The sequence below is a fragment of the Bacillus sp. JK74 genome (assembly GCF_053663395.1).
The window spans coordinates 463404-480179 of record NZ_JBSJQB010000001.1 but is presented as its reverse complement, the minus strand read 5'-3'; the positions used below and the strand labels follow the sequence as shown (position 1 = coordinate 480179).

At 45.3% G+C, this 16776-nt stretch carries 12 protein-coding genes; 7 read left to right on the top strand and 5 right to left on the bottom strand.

All coding sequences use genetic code 11. The features are described 5' to 3' along the window. The first annotated feature begins 10 nt into the window (after positions 1-10). A complete protein-coding gene (locus ACWJJ5_RS02430) occupies positions 11-1423 on the top strand; it encodes a glycosyltransferase (RefSeq protein ID WP_454022165.1) in 1413 nt (470 codons plus the stop codon). Positions 1424-1426: 3 nt separating this feature from the next. Here ACWJJ5_RS02430 and ACWJJ5_RS02425 read toward each other — a convergent pair whose 3' ends face one another. The 3 genes from ACWJJ5_RS02425 to ACWJJ5_RS02415 are packed head-to-tail and all read right to left on the bottom strand — an operon-like array spanning position 1427 to position 5117. Then, on the bottom strand, positions 1427-2557 hold the full coding sequence (locus ACWJJ5_RS02425) for a Ger(x)C family spore germination protein (RefSeq protein WP_025853555.1): 1131 nt from the start codon (positions 2555-2557) through the stop codon (positions 1427-1429). Beyond that, positions 2554-3660, bottom strand: a complete 1107-nt coding sequence (locus ACWJJ5_RS02420; RefSeq protein WP_025853554.1) for a GerAB/ArcD/ProY family transporter — start codon at positions 3658-3660, stop codon at positions 2554-2556. The genes ACWJJ5_RS02425 and ACWJJ5_RS02420 overlap by 4 nt, the downstream gene beginning before the upstream one ends. A gap of 5 nt (positions 3661-3665) precedes the next feature. Continuing rightward, positions 3666-5117: a spore germination protein gene (locus ACWJJ5_RS02415; protein ID WP_003151354.1), complete on the bottom strand. Its 1452-nt coding sequence runs from the start codon at positions 5115-5117 to the stop codon at positions 3666-3668. A 218-nt stretch (positions 5118-5335) separates the two neighbouring features. On the opposite strand from ACWJJ5_RS02415, the gene manA reads away from it, so the two are divergent. Beyond that, on the top strand, positions 5336-6286 hold the full coding sequence (gene manA, locus ACWJJ5_RS02410; RefSeq protein ID WP_077723181.1) for a mannose-6-phosphate isomerase, class I: 951 nt from the start codon (positions 5336-5338) through the stop codon (positions 6284-6286). A gap of 140 nt (positions 6287-6426) precedes the next feature. Further along, entirely contained in the window at positions 6427-9072 is a 2646-nt protein-coding gene (locus ACWJJ5_RS02405; protein WP_454022164.1) for an N-acetylglucosaminidase, read from the top strand. A 60-nt stretch (positions 9073-9132) separates the two neighbouring features. Here ACWJJ5_RS02405 and ACWJJ5_RS02400 read toward each other — a convergent pair whose 3' ends face one another. Further along, positions 9133-10299, bottom strand: coding sequence for a CDP-glycerol glycerophosphotransferase family protein (locus ACWJJ5_RS02400; protein WP_454021404.1), 1167 nt, complete (start codon positions 10297-10299; stop codon positions 9133-9135). A 32-nt stretch (positions 10300-10331) separates the two neighbouring features. After that, positions 10332-11102, bottom strand: a complete 771-nt coding sequence (locus ACWJJ5_RS02395) for a WecB/TagA/CpsF family glycosyltransferase (protein WP_015387615.1) — start codon at positions 11100-11102, stop codon at positions 10332-10334. Between the two features lie 355 nt (positions 11103-11457). Between ACWJJ5_RS02395 and tagD the strand changes: the two genes are divergently transcribed. From tagD to ACWJJ5_RS02375, 4 genes are all read left to right on the top strand, one after another. Then, the gene (gene tagD, locus ACWJJ5_RS02390; RefSeq protein ID WP_003151361.1) at positions 11458-11847 is read left to right on the top strand and encodes a glycerol-3-phosphate cytidylyltransferase; all 390 of its coding nucleotides are present in this window, start codon (positions 11458-11460) and stop codon (positions 11845-11847) included. Positions 11848-11984: 137 nt separating this feature from the next. Beyond that, positions 11985-13523, top strand: a complete 1539-nt coding sequence (locus ACWJJ5_RS02385; protein ID WP_014305939.1) for a glycosyltransferase family 2 protein — start codon at positions 11985-11987, stop codon at positions 13521-13523. Between the two features lie 49 nt (positions 13524-13572). After that, positions 13573-15747, top strand: coding sequence for a CDP-glycerol glycerophosphotransferase family protein (locus ACWJJ5_RS02380; RefSeq protein ID WP_326355157.1), 2175 nt, complete (start codon positions 13573-13575; stop codon positions 15745-15747). A 185-nt stretch (positions 15748-15932) separates the two neighbouring features. Further along, positions 15933-16760: an ABC transporter permease gene (locus tag ACWJJ5_RS02375; protein WP_003151365.1), complete on the top strand. Its 828-nt coding sequence runs from the start codon at positions 15933-15935 to the stop codon at positions 16758-16760. Positions 16761-16776 lie beyond the last annotated feature (16 nt).

Below are 16776 nucleotides of genomic sequence, written 5' to 3'. Positions count from 1 at the left end.
ATGTCATACGTTGTATAAAGTCACGATAAAGGCGGGGATGCCGGTGAAAACGAGTATTATTATCCTTACATATAATGAACTTGAGCTGACGAAAAAATGTCTGGCCAGCATTGAACGATACACCGACAAAGATAAGATTGAACTGATTATAGTTGACAACGGTTCCTCAGACGGAACGAGAGAATACATATCAAATCTACCTGACGTCAAAGTCGTCCTTAATGAAAAAAACCTCGGGTTCGCCAAGGGGTGCAACCAGGGAATCGAAGCGGCAGGGGGAGAAAATCTGCTGTTTCTGAACAACGATACGATGGTCACGAAAAATTGGCTCACCCCCATGCTGAGGGTGCTGTATCAATCTGAAAAAACCGGTATGGTCGGGCCCGTCAGCAACTATGTCAGCGGCGCGCAAATGATCCATGACGCGTATCAATCGCTTGATGAGCTGGAGTCATTCGCGGAGGCATATTGCGCACGGGAAAAGCATCATACAAAGCGGGTGCTGCGCCTTGTCGGCTTCTGTCTTCTGGTGAAAAGAAGCGTCATTGAAGACATCGGCCAGTTCGATGAGCAATTCGGATACGGTTCTTTTGAAGATGATGACCTATGTCTGCGCGCCCTGCAAAAAGGCTACAGCCTGCACATCGCTCTCGATGCCTTTGTGCATCACCACGGGCATGCGACGTTTACGGCTAATCAGGATATCAATATCAATCAGTTATATTCGGAGAACCGCCAGCGTTTTACGGAAAAATGGGGCACTGATTTTACGTACTTTACTCATCCGAGACCGGAAATTGCGGAGCTCGTTCCCCGGGAGGCGAAACGGATACTTGATGTCGGCTGCGGTGCGGGAGCTACGGGGCTGGAACTTCAAAACAGACAGCCTTGCGAACTGTACGGAATAGAACTGCACCCGCTGGCGGCGCAAGCGGCAAAAGGTCATTATGAAGCGGTGCTGCAGGAAGATGTCGAAAAAGTGAAGCTGCCTTATCCGGAAGGCTTTTTTGATTGCATCATTTTCGCGGACATCCTTGAGCACTTAAAAGACCCGTGGCGCGTCATTGAAACGTACTCATCCTATTTGTCGCCTGCCGGATCAATCGTTTGCAGCATTCCGAATATTTCCCACGCCGAAGCGCTGTTCCCGCTTCTGCTCGGGGACTGGACATACAGAGACGCCGGCATTCTCGACCGCACCCACTTGCGGTTTTTTACGCCGCAGACGGTGCGCACGCTCTTTCCGGAAGAGACATTTGACGTGAAAAAGCAGTCCTATACGTATGTTCACGTGGATGAGCGGGTGCAGCTGTTTTTACAGGAAATCACACGAATGGCGCAATCGATGCAATTTCCGGTGACACAGCTGCCCGAACAAAGCAGGATTTATCAAATTCTCCTTCGTGTCGAAAAAACACGCTGAAGGCTACCGTCCCATCGTTCCGAAGTTGGTAATCTGAATGGAAACATCATAGTCAAAGGCCGCTTCGGAGAAGGTCTCATCCCAGCGGTGCTTCACTTTCTTCCAATAGTCGGGATATTGAATGCGGACTCTGTCAGAAAAGAATACAGGGTCCGTTTCATATTGATTCTGCAGCTTATCGATGACTTCTTTCATATCGCTTTTCAGTTTTTTTTCGAAAATCTTTTCCAGCCCGTTTAAATAGTGCTGATCGAATGAATCTTCTCCGGCATATTGATCCTCTGACAAAAGGCCTTTTGTTTTCACCGCTACATGAAATGACAGCTTCCCGTTTTTCAGCAGGGGGGTGATGGAGGATGTTGATTTTTTGATCTCGAAGGTAATCGGGTGCCCCCCTTTATCCAAAGCGGGCAGCACGCCGCCCCGTATCGTCCCCGTCAGCCAATTCAGGCTCTGTACTTCGTATGATGACAGAAAGCCCGCCAATCTGTTTTGTTTTGCGTTTTTGATAATGGCCGCTCCGTCATACACCGTTTTTCCTTTTTGATTGCTGACGGCCTGAATGAGAAAACTGAGTTTATTATGGCAGTAAATCGAAGCTCTCCCGATTCGGAGCGGTTTTAAAATCTTCCCGTTGTAGCCGCCGTTGTTCGTAAGGTCGATCAGCTTTTCCGCGGGCATGGGCTGCTGCTGATTCGGCGTCGGCTCCGTCAGAATATCGGACGCTTTGCCTCTTGCCGCGAAGAGATAGCTGCTCCGCCTTAATTCATCATCGCGGATAAAATGATTCATCATCTGCAGTATATTTTGGTCGGCCAGCAATTTGTCGCTGAATATCAGCACTTTTAAATGATCGCTGTAAACGGGCGGATCTTTTAAAGCGACTTCACTGACGGCTTCAAGAATGGTATCCCCCCGCGACGTCACATTGACAAACACGGGCCGGCCGGAAGCCTGGCTGTTTTCACTTTGGGGCAGCAGGTTTTGATAGGTTAATTTATATCGGCGGTCACTCGTCTCGTCTATCGCCAGCCCACGGGCGAAAGACAGCTTTTCGACTTCCTTCGCGTCCCAGCACCCTGAAAGCGTCATCAGTATGAAAAGCGCCGCCGCCCATTTTACGAAATGTGTCATGACGTCTGTTTCCTCCCGGCTATTTTTTTCATCCAGCTGACAAACCAAATGAGAAAAGGAATCATAATGACGGCAAAAAACGCATATCCGAGAATATTCGCGAATGCAAACACACTGTTGATATCATCGGGGTACATTGAAAGGCCGAATGTCACTGCCAATAAGCCCCCCAGCAGCCAGGCATTGTTTTTATTTTTCAGTTTGAAAATGGTGTTTAATCCGAGATGCGCTCCTTTAAAAGAACCGAGCATACAGGTGAACTGCTGGCATGTCCACGTAATTAAAAGAAAGATATCAAACCTTTCGATGAAAATACCGCGGATTTCCAAGGCGTGAATCAGGGAAATGGTCGGATATGTCACCGTTTTGGCTTCAGCGATCGACATACAGCCGATTACGACAAGCAGCGTAAAGCTGTAAAATAAGCCTGCGCATGCGATGCCGAAGACGGCAGCCTTTTTCGCCTGCTTCGGATTTTTCATAAACGGCACCAGATAAAGAATCACCTCAAGTCCTGAAAAGTACAGAAGGGTCCGCGGAAACAGCTCAAAAAAGCTTTTGTAGCCCCCATCCAAGACCGGGCGGACGAAATCCAGCTTAAACAGTCTCAGGCTGAATATGAGCAGCACAATCAGAATGACGATCGCAATCGGAAAGAGATAAGCATAGAGTTTTGAAATGGGATAGACCCCGCCGGTGACATGGTAGATGCCGACCGCCAGAAAGATGAATATAACGACACCCATCGGCGTATTTTTCAGTAAAAAGTAATTGATGACCTCACCGAGAAAACGGGCTTGAAAACAGACGGTGACGACAAAATAACAGCTGATGAATAAATTCAGAAGAGAACCGATGGCGCGTCCCATGATGCTTTGATTCAGCTCATAAATGGTTTCCCCGCTGTTTTTCTGCAAAAACGGCATAAAGAGCAGGACGATGCCGATAAACACGAGACTCTGCACAAGAATAATGATCCATCCGCTCGGACTGTCCGCTGCTGCGGCGGAGCGCGGCAGTGTTAACACGCCCGCTCCGATCATTGTTCCGCTTACCATGAGAAGTGTCTGCATAAACGACAGCTTGTCTTCCGGTTTTTTCATGGTGATCACCTTTGCTTGATTTTATCTTTCGTCTCTTTTCTGGTCGGCCGTTTTTTCAAAAGAGGCGTCGGCAGTCTGACAATCGTATCTTTTAAGTCCTGTCCCGGCTGCGCCATGATCGGAATAAGATAGTCCTGGCCGAAGCTTTTCAGGCGCATCAGATGGCCGACGACAAGCAGATAACACATGATCAGTCCGTATAAACCTAATATCGCCGACAAAATCATCGAAAAAATACGGATGAGTCTCAGCGGAAAATTGAACGCATAGGAGGGCGCCGTAAAAGAAGCCAATGCCGTAACGGATACGATAATGACCATCATCGCGCTGACGATGTTCGCCTGAACGGCGGCCTGCCCGATCACCACGCCCCCGATCAGGCCGATCGTCTGTCCGATCGGCTTCGGCAGCCTGAGTCCGGCTTCTCTGATCATCTCAATCGTAAAAATCATAATAAACGCTTCAACAAAAGGGGGAAACGGAACATTCAATCTGCTTCCGGCAATCGTCACCGCCATTCTCGTCGGTAAAAGCCCCGTGTGAAACGTAACGAGCGATATGTAAAGGCCGGGTAAATAAATCGTGATTAAAATGCATGTATACCGAAGCAGCCTGAGAAAGTTAACCGGAACCCACCGCTGATTATAATCGTCAGGTGAGTGGATAAATTCATCAATGGTAGCCGGCACCAAAAGGGTAAAAGGCGTTCCGTCTACAAGAATGGAGACCCTTCCTTCCAAAAGAGCGCCCATAACCCGGTCGGGCCGTTCGGTCGTCAAGACGGTCGGGAAAATGGAATACGTGTTATCTTCAATAAGCTGCTCGATCGTTCCTGATTCCGGAATGTCATCAATGGTGATCGAATCCAGTCTTTTCATCACTTCTTTTACAACATCATCAGGCGCAATATCCCGAATGTAGGCAACGGCGATCCGCTTTTTTGTCCGTTCGCCGAGTGTGATCTCTTTGATCTGGAGGTTAGGATCACCGGACTGCTCGCGCAAAAGCGCCGTGTTCGTTCGGAGCTTTTCGACAAAACCTATCCTCGGCCCCCGTTCAAGCACTTCTGAAGCCGGTTCTTCAATATCACGCATTTTAAATGTTTCCGTTTCAAACGAAAGGGCTTCCTCCCATCCCTCCGCCAGCAAAACCGATTTGCCGGAAAAAATGTCTGCCTCCGCGTCCTTAAGTGAAGAAAGCCGGGTGTGACGATAGCCGAAAGAGATGGATGACGGCGGTATTTCAGCCGGTTCCTCTTGATGCAGGGCGGCCGCCTGCACGGGCGAAATAATATATTCCGCAAGCAATTGATTGTCGGTCAGTCCGTCTATATATATAAGGCAGGCGTCACATTTGCCGTTTCCGTACGTAAACGAATAAAACATCATGTCATCGCTTTGGCCGATCCGTTTTTTCAGCGCTTCAAGGTTTTTGCCGAGCTCCGCATGTATCGTCATAATGTTCCCCCCCTTTCCATCAGTTATTTTAATTTGCGACAAACAAGGCATTTTATTCTGGAATAGGAAATGACTGAGCATTCCGCCCCATCCGAATGGTATAATGAGCAGGTCAGCCATTTTATACATATTGTTTTTAACCGCGGCTCCCTCCGTGTTTTAAAAAAGACACAGGGGGAATGGGATATGAGCCGCTTTTTAAGGGGAGGGGAACGAACATGACGCAAGAGCCGATTTTTCTACAGCCTGTATGTAAAGAAAAAATATGGGGCGGCACGTTATTACGCGAACGATTCGGATATGACATACCTTCAGAAACAACCGGCGAATGCTGGGCGATATCAGCTCATCCGCACGGAATGAGCACGGTCAAAAGCGGTCCGTATCAAGGGAAAACCTTGATGGAACTGTGGGATCAGCATAGAGAATTATTCGGCGGAACGGAAGGGGATCGGTTTCCGCTGCTGACGAAAATACTGGACGCCAAACATCATCTGTCCGTTAAAGTCCATCCTGACGATTATGACGCCGAGGAGCATGGACAGGGCGAAACGGGGAAATCTGAGTGCTGGTACATTATTGACTGTAAAGAAAATGCGGAAATCATATATGGTCATACGGCCCGTTCGAAAGCGGAACTTGTCACCATGATTAACAGCGGTGACTGGGAAGGCCTGCTGCGCCGCGTGAAGATCAAACCCGGCGATTTTTATTATGTGCCGAGCGGAACCATCCATGCCATTTGCGCCGGGGCGCTCGTGCTGGAAATACAGCAGAATTCAGACGCCGCCTACCGGATATATGATTACGGGCGTACAGATCAAAACGGCGGGGCGCGTGAGCTGCATATCCGCGATGCCGTCAACGCCGCCACCGTTCCTCATGTGGATGGATTTTTGGATGAATCAACTGAAACGAGAAAAGGCATCACCATTAAAACCTTTGTGCAGGGAGAATATTTTTCTGTATACAAATGGGATATCAGCGGGACGGCGGAAATGACCCAGGACGCTCCGTTTATGCTGTGCAGCGTCACAGAAGGAAGCGGCTCCATCATCTTTGAAGGCAAGTCCGCCAAGCTTGAAAAAGGCGCGCATTTCATACTGCCGGATCAGATGCCTGACTTTACGATAAACGGAGATTGCACGATCATCGTTTCTCATATATAAAACCAAACTTAATCCCAGCTCTGGGATTAAGTTTTTTTTATTTGGATAATTGGATGATTTCTCTCTGTAAAAATGAAGAAAGCGGGCCGATAAATAAACTAGTTTGATAGAAACCAATTGAATCAGAAAGAGGAGAAGGAATGAAAAAGAGATTCGTTGCACCTATGTTATTGTCCGCCGTTTTCCTTGTCTTTAGCACCGTTACACAGCACGCCGAGGCCGCATACAGCGACTACTCCGTTTACGAGCTGGAAACGAAGCAGCAATTTGCTTCTGAGAACGAGGCGCTTCAAGCGGCAGCGAAATTGAAAAAGGATACGGGGTGGCAGGCTGACGCAAAGAAAGCCGGAAATGCGCCGCTCACTTATCAAATCTCAGCTTCAGGCTTACACGATGAAACGGATGCGAAAACCGTGCTGAAAGACTTTACGAAGCAGACGGGCGTGGCCGGCACTTACAGCGCAAGCGGAAGCAAACAGCCGTACGTGACCGTCACATCAGGCGTTCTATCAGACGAGCGGCAGACGAAAAATCTTCTTGCCGAACTGACGAAAAAAACGGGCGTGACCGGCGCCGTCAAGCCGGCGGGGACAAAACAGCCGTATATGCAGGTCGTGACTTCTGAGATGGCGGCCGATGCGGATGCAAAAGCGCTCTCGCAAGCGTTGACGAAGCAGACGGGCGTGAAAGCGTCATACCGTCAGATCAAACGGGAAACAGCCCGGTTTCAGATCCAATCGGGAACAATCTCCGGCGATCAAAAAGCCGCTCAAATTCAAACTGATTTTCAAAAGGAAACAGGATTGCAGTCGTCGCTGAAAGTCACGGCAAAGGCCAGTCCGAATATCACCGTGACAGCCTCTGGCATTTCAAATGCAACTGATGCGGCAGGTTTAGCGAAACAGCTGCAGCAGAAAACAGGCGTCAAAGGGAACGTTCAAAAGTATGCCCAAAGCAAAACAGCAACCGTGTATAACGTGCAGTCAGGATATTTTAACGGAGTAAGCGCCGTACAAAATGCTATCACCCAAATCAAGAAGAATACGGGTGTCAGCGGAAGCTATCAAAAAGCCGGCAAGAAGAATAATTACACGGTCGCGATGAGCGGACTGACGGCTAAACAGCTGCAAAGCGTGCAAGCTTTCTTTAAAAAGAAAAAATGGCATTGCGACGCATCGCCTGTCAAAAAGACAGCATCAGTGTCCGTTTACCGGATCACGGCAGGGCAGCTTACCGCTGCAAAGGCAGAACAAACGGAGGCGTTTTTCCGCCAGCAGCATGTAAAGACGGCAAGAACAGCGGCGGGAAAAACAGCAGAAAACGAATATCAGCTGCTTTCTCAGCAGACGGCAGACCAGTCGAAGATAAAAAAAGGATTGAATCTGCTGGCGGGATATAAACTGACTGCCATTTCAAAAACGATATCCAAGCAGACGGACACAACGTACCAAGTCACAACCGAATCACTGCTTGATACGGCAAAGATCAATCAATCGCTGGATTTTTTTAAAGGGAAAAAAGTATCCGCCTCCGCACAGAAAACAGGTGAAGCGGCGTATACACAATTCAGAATTGAAACGGCACCGCTGCTTAAGAAGGAAGACATTGACCGCGTGACTGCTTTTTTCAAGCAAAACAAAGCGGCCGGCACTGTGAAGGAGACGGGGAAAACCGGCTCTGCACAATACGTCATCAAAACCGAAAAATTCAGCAGTAAAACCGTTTTAAATAAAAGCATGAGCTTTTTCAGCGCCAAACAATTACAGGCCGGCTATACGAGTGAAAGCCATCCGGTTTATGAACTCCGCATTCGCAATCAATTCACGGGAGCGCAGTCAGCGGACTCCGCCTCCCAAAAGCTGAAAAAGCTGTACGGATGGACGATGGCTATTCTGAAAATAAAAAACGGACCGCAAATCATGAATACCAATTACAACATCTCGCTGGCAGATATGGTCAAAAAACAAATGACAGTCAGCCCGCAGACTGATGCCGCGGCTTATGCATCGCTTACGTACATCAATACGGCCTCCGGAACGGTCACAGCCGACGTCCTGAACGTCCGGTCAACCCCGGAAGTCAGCTCCGGCAATATTATCGGGCAGTTGAAAAAAGGCGATAAAGTCAGCATCACAGGCCAGACAAACGGCTGGGCCAAACTCAGCATGGGCTGGAGAAACGCCAGCAGTGACGAAGTCGGGCAGTACGTCAATCCGGCTCACTTCGCACAAGACAGCAAGTATTACTTTCAATTTCTGAAGCTCTCTCAGACAGCCGGACTGAACGCATCGGAACTGAATCAAAAAGTGCTGGTCAATAAAGGAATACTGACAGGGAAAGGCCAGGCCTTTATTACAGCCGCCGGCAAATACAGCATCAATGAAGTGTATTTGATTTCGCATGCTTTGCTTGAAACGGGCAATGGCACGTCAGAGCTTGCGAACGGCATTATGTATAATGGTAAAAAGGTTTACAACATGTACGGCATCGGGGCTTATGACAGCAACCCGAATTACTACGGCGCACAATACGCATATAAGCAAGGCTGGTTTACTCCGGAAGCCGCGATTATCGGCGGAGCCCAATTTATCGGTGCGTCTTATATTCACAATCCCTCATACGAGCAGGATACGCTGTATAAAATGAGATGGTCTCCAGCCGCGGCTCATCAGTATGCGACAGACATCGGCTGGGCGTATAAGCAGGTAAACCGCATGTACAGCTTATACTCACTGCTGGATGACTATACGCTTTACTATGATGTTCCCGTGTATATGAAAGTATAAAAAAAGGGCTGAAGTGTATACTTCAGCCCTTTCTTCATGCAAAAAACACCCGCCTCAGATTCAGGCAGGTGCTTCAGCACAATTTTTCATTTTTGTTTCCGCAAATTTCAATAACGCTTCACTCGAATTCCCATCTGAATACATATTCCATTTGTCCGAGAACCGCTTCATTTCTTCTGCACGAAATGGCTTTTTCGTCATTTCCTCCAGAAGAGCTTCGCTGTCATGACAAGCTTTTCCGGGAATGACGGAAGTATAATTGTCGATTAAACCGCGTTTTCGATCATATTCCTCCAGATCATACGTGAAAAAGAAAATCGGTTTATTTAAGAGCGCGAATTCAAAAGGCACGGAAGAGTAATCCGTAATTAAAATATCAGCCGCTTTCAAGAGATCATGAAGACGCATGTCAGACACGTTCTTGATCAATTCGCTTTCAAACGAAGCCGAAATATGATGCAAAACGGCAGGATGAAGCTTTACAAGCAGCATATACTCTCCGTTTAACGCGTTTGTAAGCTGTTCTTCGGTGAATGGCAGCCGAAAGGACTGCATATCATAATCCCTGAATGTCGGTGCGTACAGGATGATTTTTTTCGGCCATTTGTGCTTCAGTTCGGGCTTGTGTTCTTCATAATACACGTCAGTCAGGGGGACACCCGTTTTTAACAGCTGGCTGTCCCGTATGCCGAACGACTTTTTAAAAACGTCAGCCATCGCGTCTGAACCGACGGTGACAAAGTCAAACGAGCGGTACACTTTTTTAAAACGGCTGATGTCTGATGCCGGACGGTTTTGATTCGTCACATCCTCAAGGCCGAACTTTTTCAAAGAGCCGTTCGCATGCCACACTTGAATACATGTCGTTTGCGGCCGGCGGTTTAAGACGCTTGTCATGAGGAAATAGTTATCCGTTATCACCGCTTTGCTCTTAAAAAGGATCAAAACCGCCTTCAAAAGATGCAGCGGATGTTTTTCGTTCAGATAAAAAGAGCCGAGTCCTTCCAGCTCTTTTTTCAGACTGACGGCGTGTCTCGTATACAAAACCGTCACTTCATAAGAAAGCGATTCAGCGTGCGCTTTGTAAGAACGGATGAGAGCCTGTGCATTCTCTTCAAAAGATACCAGCAGGGTCAGATGGTTCTTGGGCTTTACAGGCTTGAACAAAACGCCCAGAACAGACAGATATATAGAATAAAAAGCGGCGAATAAAGATCGCAAGTTCATAGATTACCAATCTCTTTTGCTGTTTTATTTGTTTAAAGCTGTTTCGTTTGATCTTCTGCCTGCTCGGAATACAGGCTTTTATTTGATTTATTATTTCTCAAAACGGTAAAAGCATACTTCGGAATGTTCAGCATCCTTTTCCATCTCCACGGATTCGTCACCAGTCTGTACAGCCATTCCAGATTCGTTTTGATCATCCATTCAGGGGCGCGTTTCACCGTTCCGCTGAACACATCAAAGCTTCCGCCCAAACCGATCGATACAGCCTGAGGGAAAAGATGTTTGTATTCATAAATAAATTGTTCCTGATGGGGATATCCTAAGGCGACAAACACGAGATCGGGTTTCGCCCGGGAAATCTGTTTGGCGACGAAGCGTTTATCCGCTTCATAACCGTTGCTGGCTCCGACAACCTCAATATTCGGATACTCTTTGCCGATCCGGTCCAAAACGGCGTCAAGCACGTCTTGCTTAGCTCCGTATAAAAATATTTTTTTAGACTGCCGGTTTGCGAGACCAAGCAGCGACAGAAATACATCGAATCCCGCAATTCTTGATTTCAGCGGGTGCTGCGTCAAACGTGACATTAACACGACGCCGATACCATCCGGCAGGACGAAATCCGCGGAAGAAATGACTTGATGATAACCTTTGTCTTTCGCCGCAGCGTATCCGATCTCAGGGTTGACCGTCGCAATGACGGCTCCTTGCTTCTGTGCGATATAATAAGTGTCTAAATATGAAATAAACTCCTGTAAATTTCCATTAACATAAGAAAGGTTGTGCACCATTTCAGTCTGCATCTGCCGTCCTCCTTTTTGTACGGGATTTTCTTTCATTTTTTCGTGACTTAGGCTAAGCTTTATTTTAACATAATACCTTCAGATAAACTTAACAATAGTTTTACAAAAATATAAATAAGATAACAATTTCTTTATTCAACCGCGCAAAAACCCTGCTAAACTCCTATTGTAATAACATTTGTTAATAAGTGGAATTTAACTTCGTTTTACATTGGCTTAACCTTTTCAGGGCTATGTGATATAATGAGGTTCCATGAGTACGAAATTGGCACTTTAGTGATTAAGGATACAGCTGCGCAGCATTTCAGGGCAGTTGCTTGTTATACGTATGATGATAGAAAGGAGCTTTTGTTTCATGAAGAAGGTCATTACTTACGGAACGTTTGATTTACTGCATTGGGGTCATATTAAACTGCTTGAGCGCGCAAAGCAGCTTGGAGATTACCTAGTTGTTGCCATCTCAACAGACGAGTTCAACCTGCAAAAACAAAAAAAGGCCTACCACAGCTATGAACACAGAAAGCTGATTCTGGAAACGATCCGTTATGTCGACGAAGTCATTCCGGAAAACAGCTGGGATCAAAAAGTACGTGACGTAGCAGATCACAACATCGACGTGTTCGTGATGGGAGACGATTGGGAAGGCAAATTCGATTTCCTTAAAGATCAATGCGAAGTCATCTATCTCCCTAGAACCGAAGGCATTTCCACCACACAGATTAAAAAAGAAATTGCCGGGGTGTAATTGAAACATTCGGATATACAGATGATAAAGAAGTACTCCCTCCGGATAGGGAGTACTTCTTGTAATATAAGGTTATTTTCGCTATATTTGTTATGCGCTTTTGAAAAAAAGCTAGACAATAAGAGGAGAATTTAAAGATGAATCTTAGTAACTTTTTTAAGTTGAATAAAAAAGAGTCCAAGCCGTCCATAGAAGAACGCGAATATACCATTTTAAACAAAGAAGCATTGGCGGAAGAGAAGAAGGTAGCGGTAGTCGTTCCTGTTTATAATGCAGAAGAATATGTAAGGAAAACAGTTGATTCTGTGATCCTTCAAAACATCGGCTTTCAGCATATTTCTTTAATTCTGGTCGATGATTGCTCTACCGATGATTCCAGAAACATCCTGACTGAGTACGCCGAATTGTATGAAAATATTACAGTCGTCTTTTTGAAAGACAACACGGGAACTCCGGCTTATCCGAGAAACTTGGGAATTGAGCTGGCAAATGCGAAGTACATTACATTTTTGGATGCGGATGATTGGTTTGCGCCGAACGGAGTTAAAATCTTATTCGACATGCTTGAAAGAGATCATGTAAATTATGCGGTCGGAAAAACGATCGAAATGCAGGTGAACGGTCAAAAAACGATCGGGAAACATGAGTCTTCGCTGAACAGAGCGAAGGTATCGCCTTTTTCAATCCGGCATATTTTCTATCATCTGGGACCGCGGGCAAGAATGATGAACTTACAATTTCTAAAAGATAATGATATCAGATATCCGGAAATGAAATTTGCTGAAGATAAGCAATTTTTTATGGATGTTCTTTTGGCGTGCGGAGATATTTCAACGTCAACCGAACCGGTCTATTATCTGAACAGAATGGACAATAATGAGTCGCTGACAAAGCAGACCAATATAATGGAAAAAACCGACACGAACATAGCCGTAATGAAGTATATTCTGAACAAAAAATTAGATACTGAAAAAGAGAAGATGGCGATGAACCGCCTGATCGAATTCGATTCCATTACGCGGCTTTTCGATCGGATGCACTTCCTGAAAAGCGAAAACAAAGAAGCCTACTACAATAAATTCAATGAAATTCTGAATGTGTTAAAGAAGACGAAATACGATATTTCCGAGACATTTTTTCATCCGATTCATAAAACAGCCTACCGTCTGCTGACTCAAAAACGGTATGATGAGGTCGAAAAGCTGTTCCGCTGGTCCAAAAAAGAGCCCGATAAAAACATCGTGACGAAAGACGGACTGGCTTATTTAGAAAGCCCGCTGACGGATGAAGAAAATAAACTGGTCGAACTTCGCATGCACGGAGAAACGGAAAGCGCGGTGTTCGCCGATCATAAATTCACCGTTACGTTCCGCTTGTTCGGACAGGACAGAAATAATGCCCAATATATTCAGTTTCAGCACAGAGATAACATGAAAGTACACCACCAGTTTCCGGTTCAGTCACTGGGAGACGGGCGGTACGTCCTTGAAATCCCGTTAAGTGACATTGAAAAAGTCGGACTTGGCGGTTATATTATGTATGTCATTTATAACGATTATGAACGTGTCATGTTAAACAGAGAAGACGGTGAAAAGGTGACGGCAGAAGCGAACGGACTGCAATATCAATTCTACCGGACGGTGAAGGAGAACCTTTCACTGAAAGTAACAAAATGATGATTGTGATTGGATATGTTTAATTGAAACAGAGGAGTAGACTTATTTTATGGGTATAGAAAATCCTGTCAGATACAAGTTAAAACATCTTAACATAAAGGAAGAGACATTCAGCATTACGATATCCTGTGAAAATGTCACTGCAGGGGAAGAGCCTTCTCTTCAGATTATAAATCGTAAAACAAAAGCGGAACTTTCCGTCCCTCTGAAACGGTTGGCCGGAGAGGGCGGAGAGTACCATGCTGTCATGAGCACGGATCTGCTTTCTGACCATACGGACGGCAAAGGATGTCTGGATTTCTATGTCTCCTTTATCAATGATGACAGTGATATCAGTAAAAAACGGTTAAAATCCAGCCTTGAACCTATTGAACTGTCTTCTTATAAAGATGAGGCTCATCATATGTACTTTTTCCCTTACACGACGAAGAAAGGGAATTTCTCCTTAAAGCTGCTGCAGAAAAAGTTCGTCACGCGGATTGATGAAATGGAGCTCGAATCTGACGGCAGCTTACATCTGAAAGGTTTTGCATTCCGGCTGAATGCGGCAGAAACCTTAAAGATAAAAGAAAAAAACCTGATTCTGAAAATGAAAAAAGGAAAAGAAGAGGAGCCTCTCATTCTGAAGTATCCGCTTCACGACGTGCCGAGACACGACCTTGATGAATATGTTCAGGACACAACGATGCTTGACACGATAGGCTTTGATACAAAAATTGATTTGAATGCCGTTTATAAAGAATTGAATCAGCAGCTCATCTTTCAATTCCATATTCAATTCATTTTTGAAGATGCCGGGACAGCTGAAGAGATTATCACCAACAGCAAACCGTTAAAGGTTCTGAAATCTGAACATGTAAACCCTAACCAATTCACGATTCTGAAAACGGAAAAAGGGCCTGCCAGATTTCACGTTTTCACGAAAAAGAAAACGAAAAATCTCCACCTGAGAATGAACGATTACAGCTTCAGCACCCGCGTGGAGTATTTTGTGAAAGGAAAGCTGAAACGGGGCGCTTCCTTTGTACGCAGGAGAAAGAATAAGCTGAAAAAGTTCATTGAGAAAAGAATACAGAACACTTACAAAGCAGGATTCAGATTTGCAGGAAAACTGCCTGTCAAACAGAAACTTGTCATGTTTGAAAGCTTTGCCGGAAAACAGTACAGCTGCAACCCGCGGGCGATTTATGAATACATGAGCAAAGAGATGCCGGAATACCGTCTCTGCTGGAGTGTAAACCCCGCTTACTCACAGACATTTAAAGATAAAGGAATTCCTTATATCGAACGCTTTACGTTCAAATGGCTGTTTGCCATGGCAAGAGCCGAGTACTGGGTTGTCAACAGCCGTATGCCGCTGTGGATTCCGAAACCTGAGCATACGACATATGTCCAGACATGGCACGGCACGCCTTTAAAGCGCCTTGCCGTAGATATGGATGAAGTGCATATGCCCGGAACAAACACTGAAAAATATAAGCGCAACTTTACGACAGAGGCTTCAAAGTGGGATTACCTGATTTCACCGAACGCATATTCAACCGAAATATTCGCCCGGGCGTTTCAGTTTAATAAAACCATGATTGAATCGGGATATCCGCGGAATGACTTCCTTCAAACGGATAACAGCCCTTCTGTCATTAAAGCGCTGAAAGAAAAAATGAATCTTCCGCAAGATAAAAAAGTGATTATCTACGCACCGACATGGCGGGATGACCAATTTTATAAGAAGGGAAAATACAAGTTTGACCTTGATTTAGACCTTCACCAATTGAGAGAAGCGATCGGCGACCGTTATGTCATTATTTTACGGATGCATTATCTCGTGGCGGAAAACTTTGATCTCGGACCGTATGAAGGATTTGCGTATGATTTCTCCAGCTACGAAGATATCCGTGAGCTGTATATGGTCTCTGATTTACTCATAACGGACTATTCCTCTGTCTTTTTTGACTATGCGAATCTGAAAAGACCGATGCTGTTTTATGTGCCTGATATCGAAACGTACCGGGATAAACTCAGAGGGTTTTACTTTGACTTTGAAAAAGAAGCGCCCGGCCCGCTTGTCAAAGAAACAGGTGACGTTATCAAATGGGTCAATGAAACGGAATCAGATGATTATAAGCTTCCGGATTCGTTCGGACCTTTTTACGAGAAGTTCTGTTATTTAGAAACCGGAGAATCGTCTGAAAAAGCCGTAAAAGTGATTTTCGGGGACAAGTAAATAAGTGTAAAAAAGCATAATTTAACCACGTTAATTATGCTTTTTTGCTTAAGTGACGGCATGTTGCGCTCATGGGACTCAGGCTTGTTATGAAGTGAAAAATACATCGTAATCTGTTACAATTATGAGCGGTGCTTTTGTAAGTCAAAGCTATTACCTAAAACTTACGACTAAGGAAGATTAGAATGAATGCATTGGTAAAAATTCTGAAAGAGCAATTCAACTCATTTCCGCTGATTATGCGGCTTGCAGTGTACGAAACGAAATCAAAGTATCAAGTGAACTATTTGGGTATATTGTGGCAGTTTCTCAACCCTATGATTCAAATGCTGGCTTACTGGTTCGTATTTGGTCTCGGGATTCGCGGCGGACATGATATGGTGCTTGGAAATGGAGACAGCGTACCGTTCATCGTCTGGATGCTGGCCGGCTTAATTCCTTGGTTCTTTATCAGTCCGACGATACTGGATGCATCTAACAGCGTTTTTAAACGGATAAATTTAGTGTCGAAAATGAACTTTCCGATCAGTTCACTGCCTTCTGTAGTGATAGCATCGAATTTATTCAGTTACTTTGTGATGATGGCGATTTATATTATTGTGCTGCTGAGCAACGGACTGTTTCCGACGCTTCACTGGCTGCAATATATTTATTACTTGTTTTGCATGATCAGTTTTATGTTTGCTTTCGGCCTGTTTAATTCAACCATCAGCGTATTAATCAGGGACTATCAGTTTTTGCTTCAAGCCGTCACAAGGCTTCTCTTTTTTCTTCTGCCGATTTTCTGGGACATTGCGGAGAAATTTGGAAACAGACCTGAAGTTTTGACCATCTTGAAGTTAAACCCTCTATTCTATATTATCGAGGGCTTCAGAGACAGCTTTATGGAAGGGCAGTGGTTTTTCCATGATGTGAAATACACGCTGTATTTCTGGTTCGTCACACTGCTGCTGTTAACAGTCGGTTCACTTCTTCATATGAAATTCAGAGATAAGTTTGTTGACTTTCTTTAATATAGTAAGGAGATTA

Coding starts and splice junctions, on each gene's coding strand:
- ACWJJ5_RS02395 (WP_015387615.1), bottom strand. CDS start 11,102: ATGCAGACTGAAATGGTGCACAACCTTTCTTATGTTAATGGAAATTTA.
- ACWJJ5_RS02425 (WP_025853555.1), bottom strand. CDS start 2,557: ATGACACATTTCGTAAAATGGGCGGCGGCGCTTTTCATACTGATGACG.
- manA (WP_077723181.1), top strand. CDS start 5,336: ATGACGCAAGAGCCGATTTTTCTACAGCCTGTATGTAAAGAAAAAATA.
- ACWJJ5_RS02380 (WP_326355157.1), top strand. CDS start 13,573: ATGGGTATAGAAAATCCTGTCAGATACAAGTTAAAACATCTTAACATA.
- ACWJJ5_RS02375 (WP_003151365.1), top strand. CDS start 15,933: ATGAATGCATTGGTAAAAATTCTGAAAGAGCAATTCAACTCATTTCCG.
- ACWJJ5_RS02405 (WP_454022164.1), top strand. CDS start 6,427: ATGAAAAAGAGATTCGTTGCACCTATGTTATTGTCCGCCGTTTTCCTT.
- tagD (WP_003151361.1), top strand. CDS start 11,458: ATGAAGAAGGTCATTACTTACGGAACGTTTGATTTACTGCATTGGGGT.
- ACWJJ5_RS02400 (WP_454021404.1), bottom strand. CDS start 10,299: ATGAACTTGCGATCTTTATTCGCCGCTTTTTATTCTATATATCTGTCT.
- ACWJJ5_RS02420 (WP_025853554.1), bottom strand. CDS start 3,660: ATGAAAAAACCGGAAGACAAGCTGTCGTTTATGCAGACACTTCTCATG.
- ACWJJ5_RS02385 (WP_014305939.1), top strand. CDS start 11,985: ATGAATCTTAGTAACTTTTTTAAGTTGAATAAAAAAGAGTCCAAGCCG.
- ACWJJ5_RS02415 (WP_003151354.1), bottom strand. CDS start 5,117: ATGACGATACATGCGGAGCTCGGCAAAAACCTTGAAGCGCTGAAAAAA.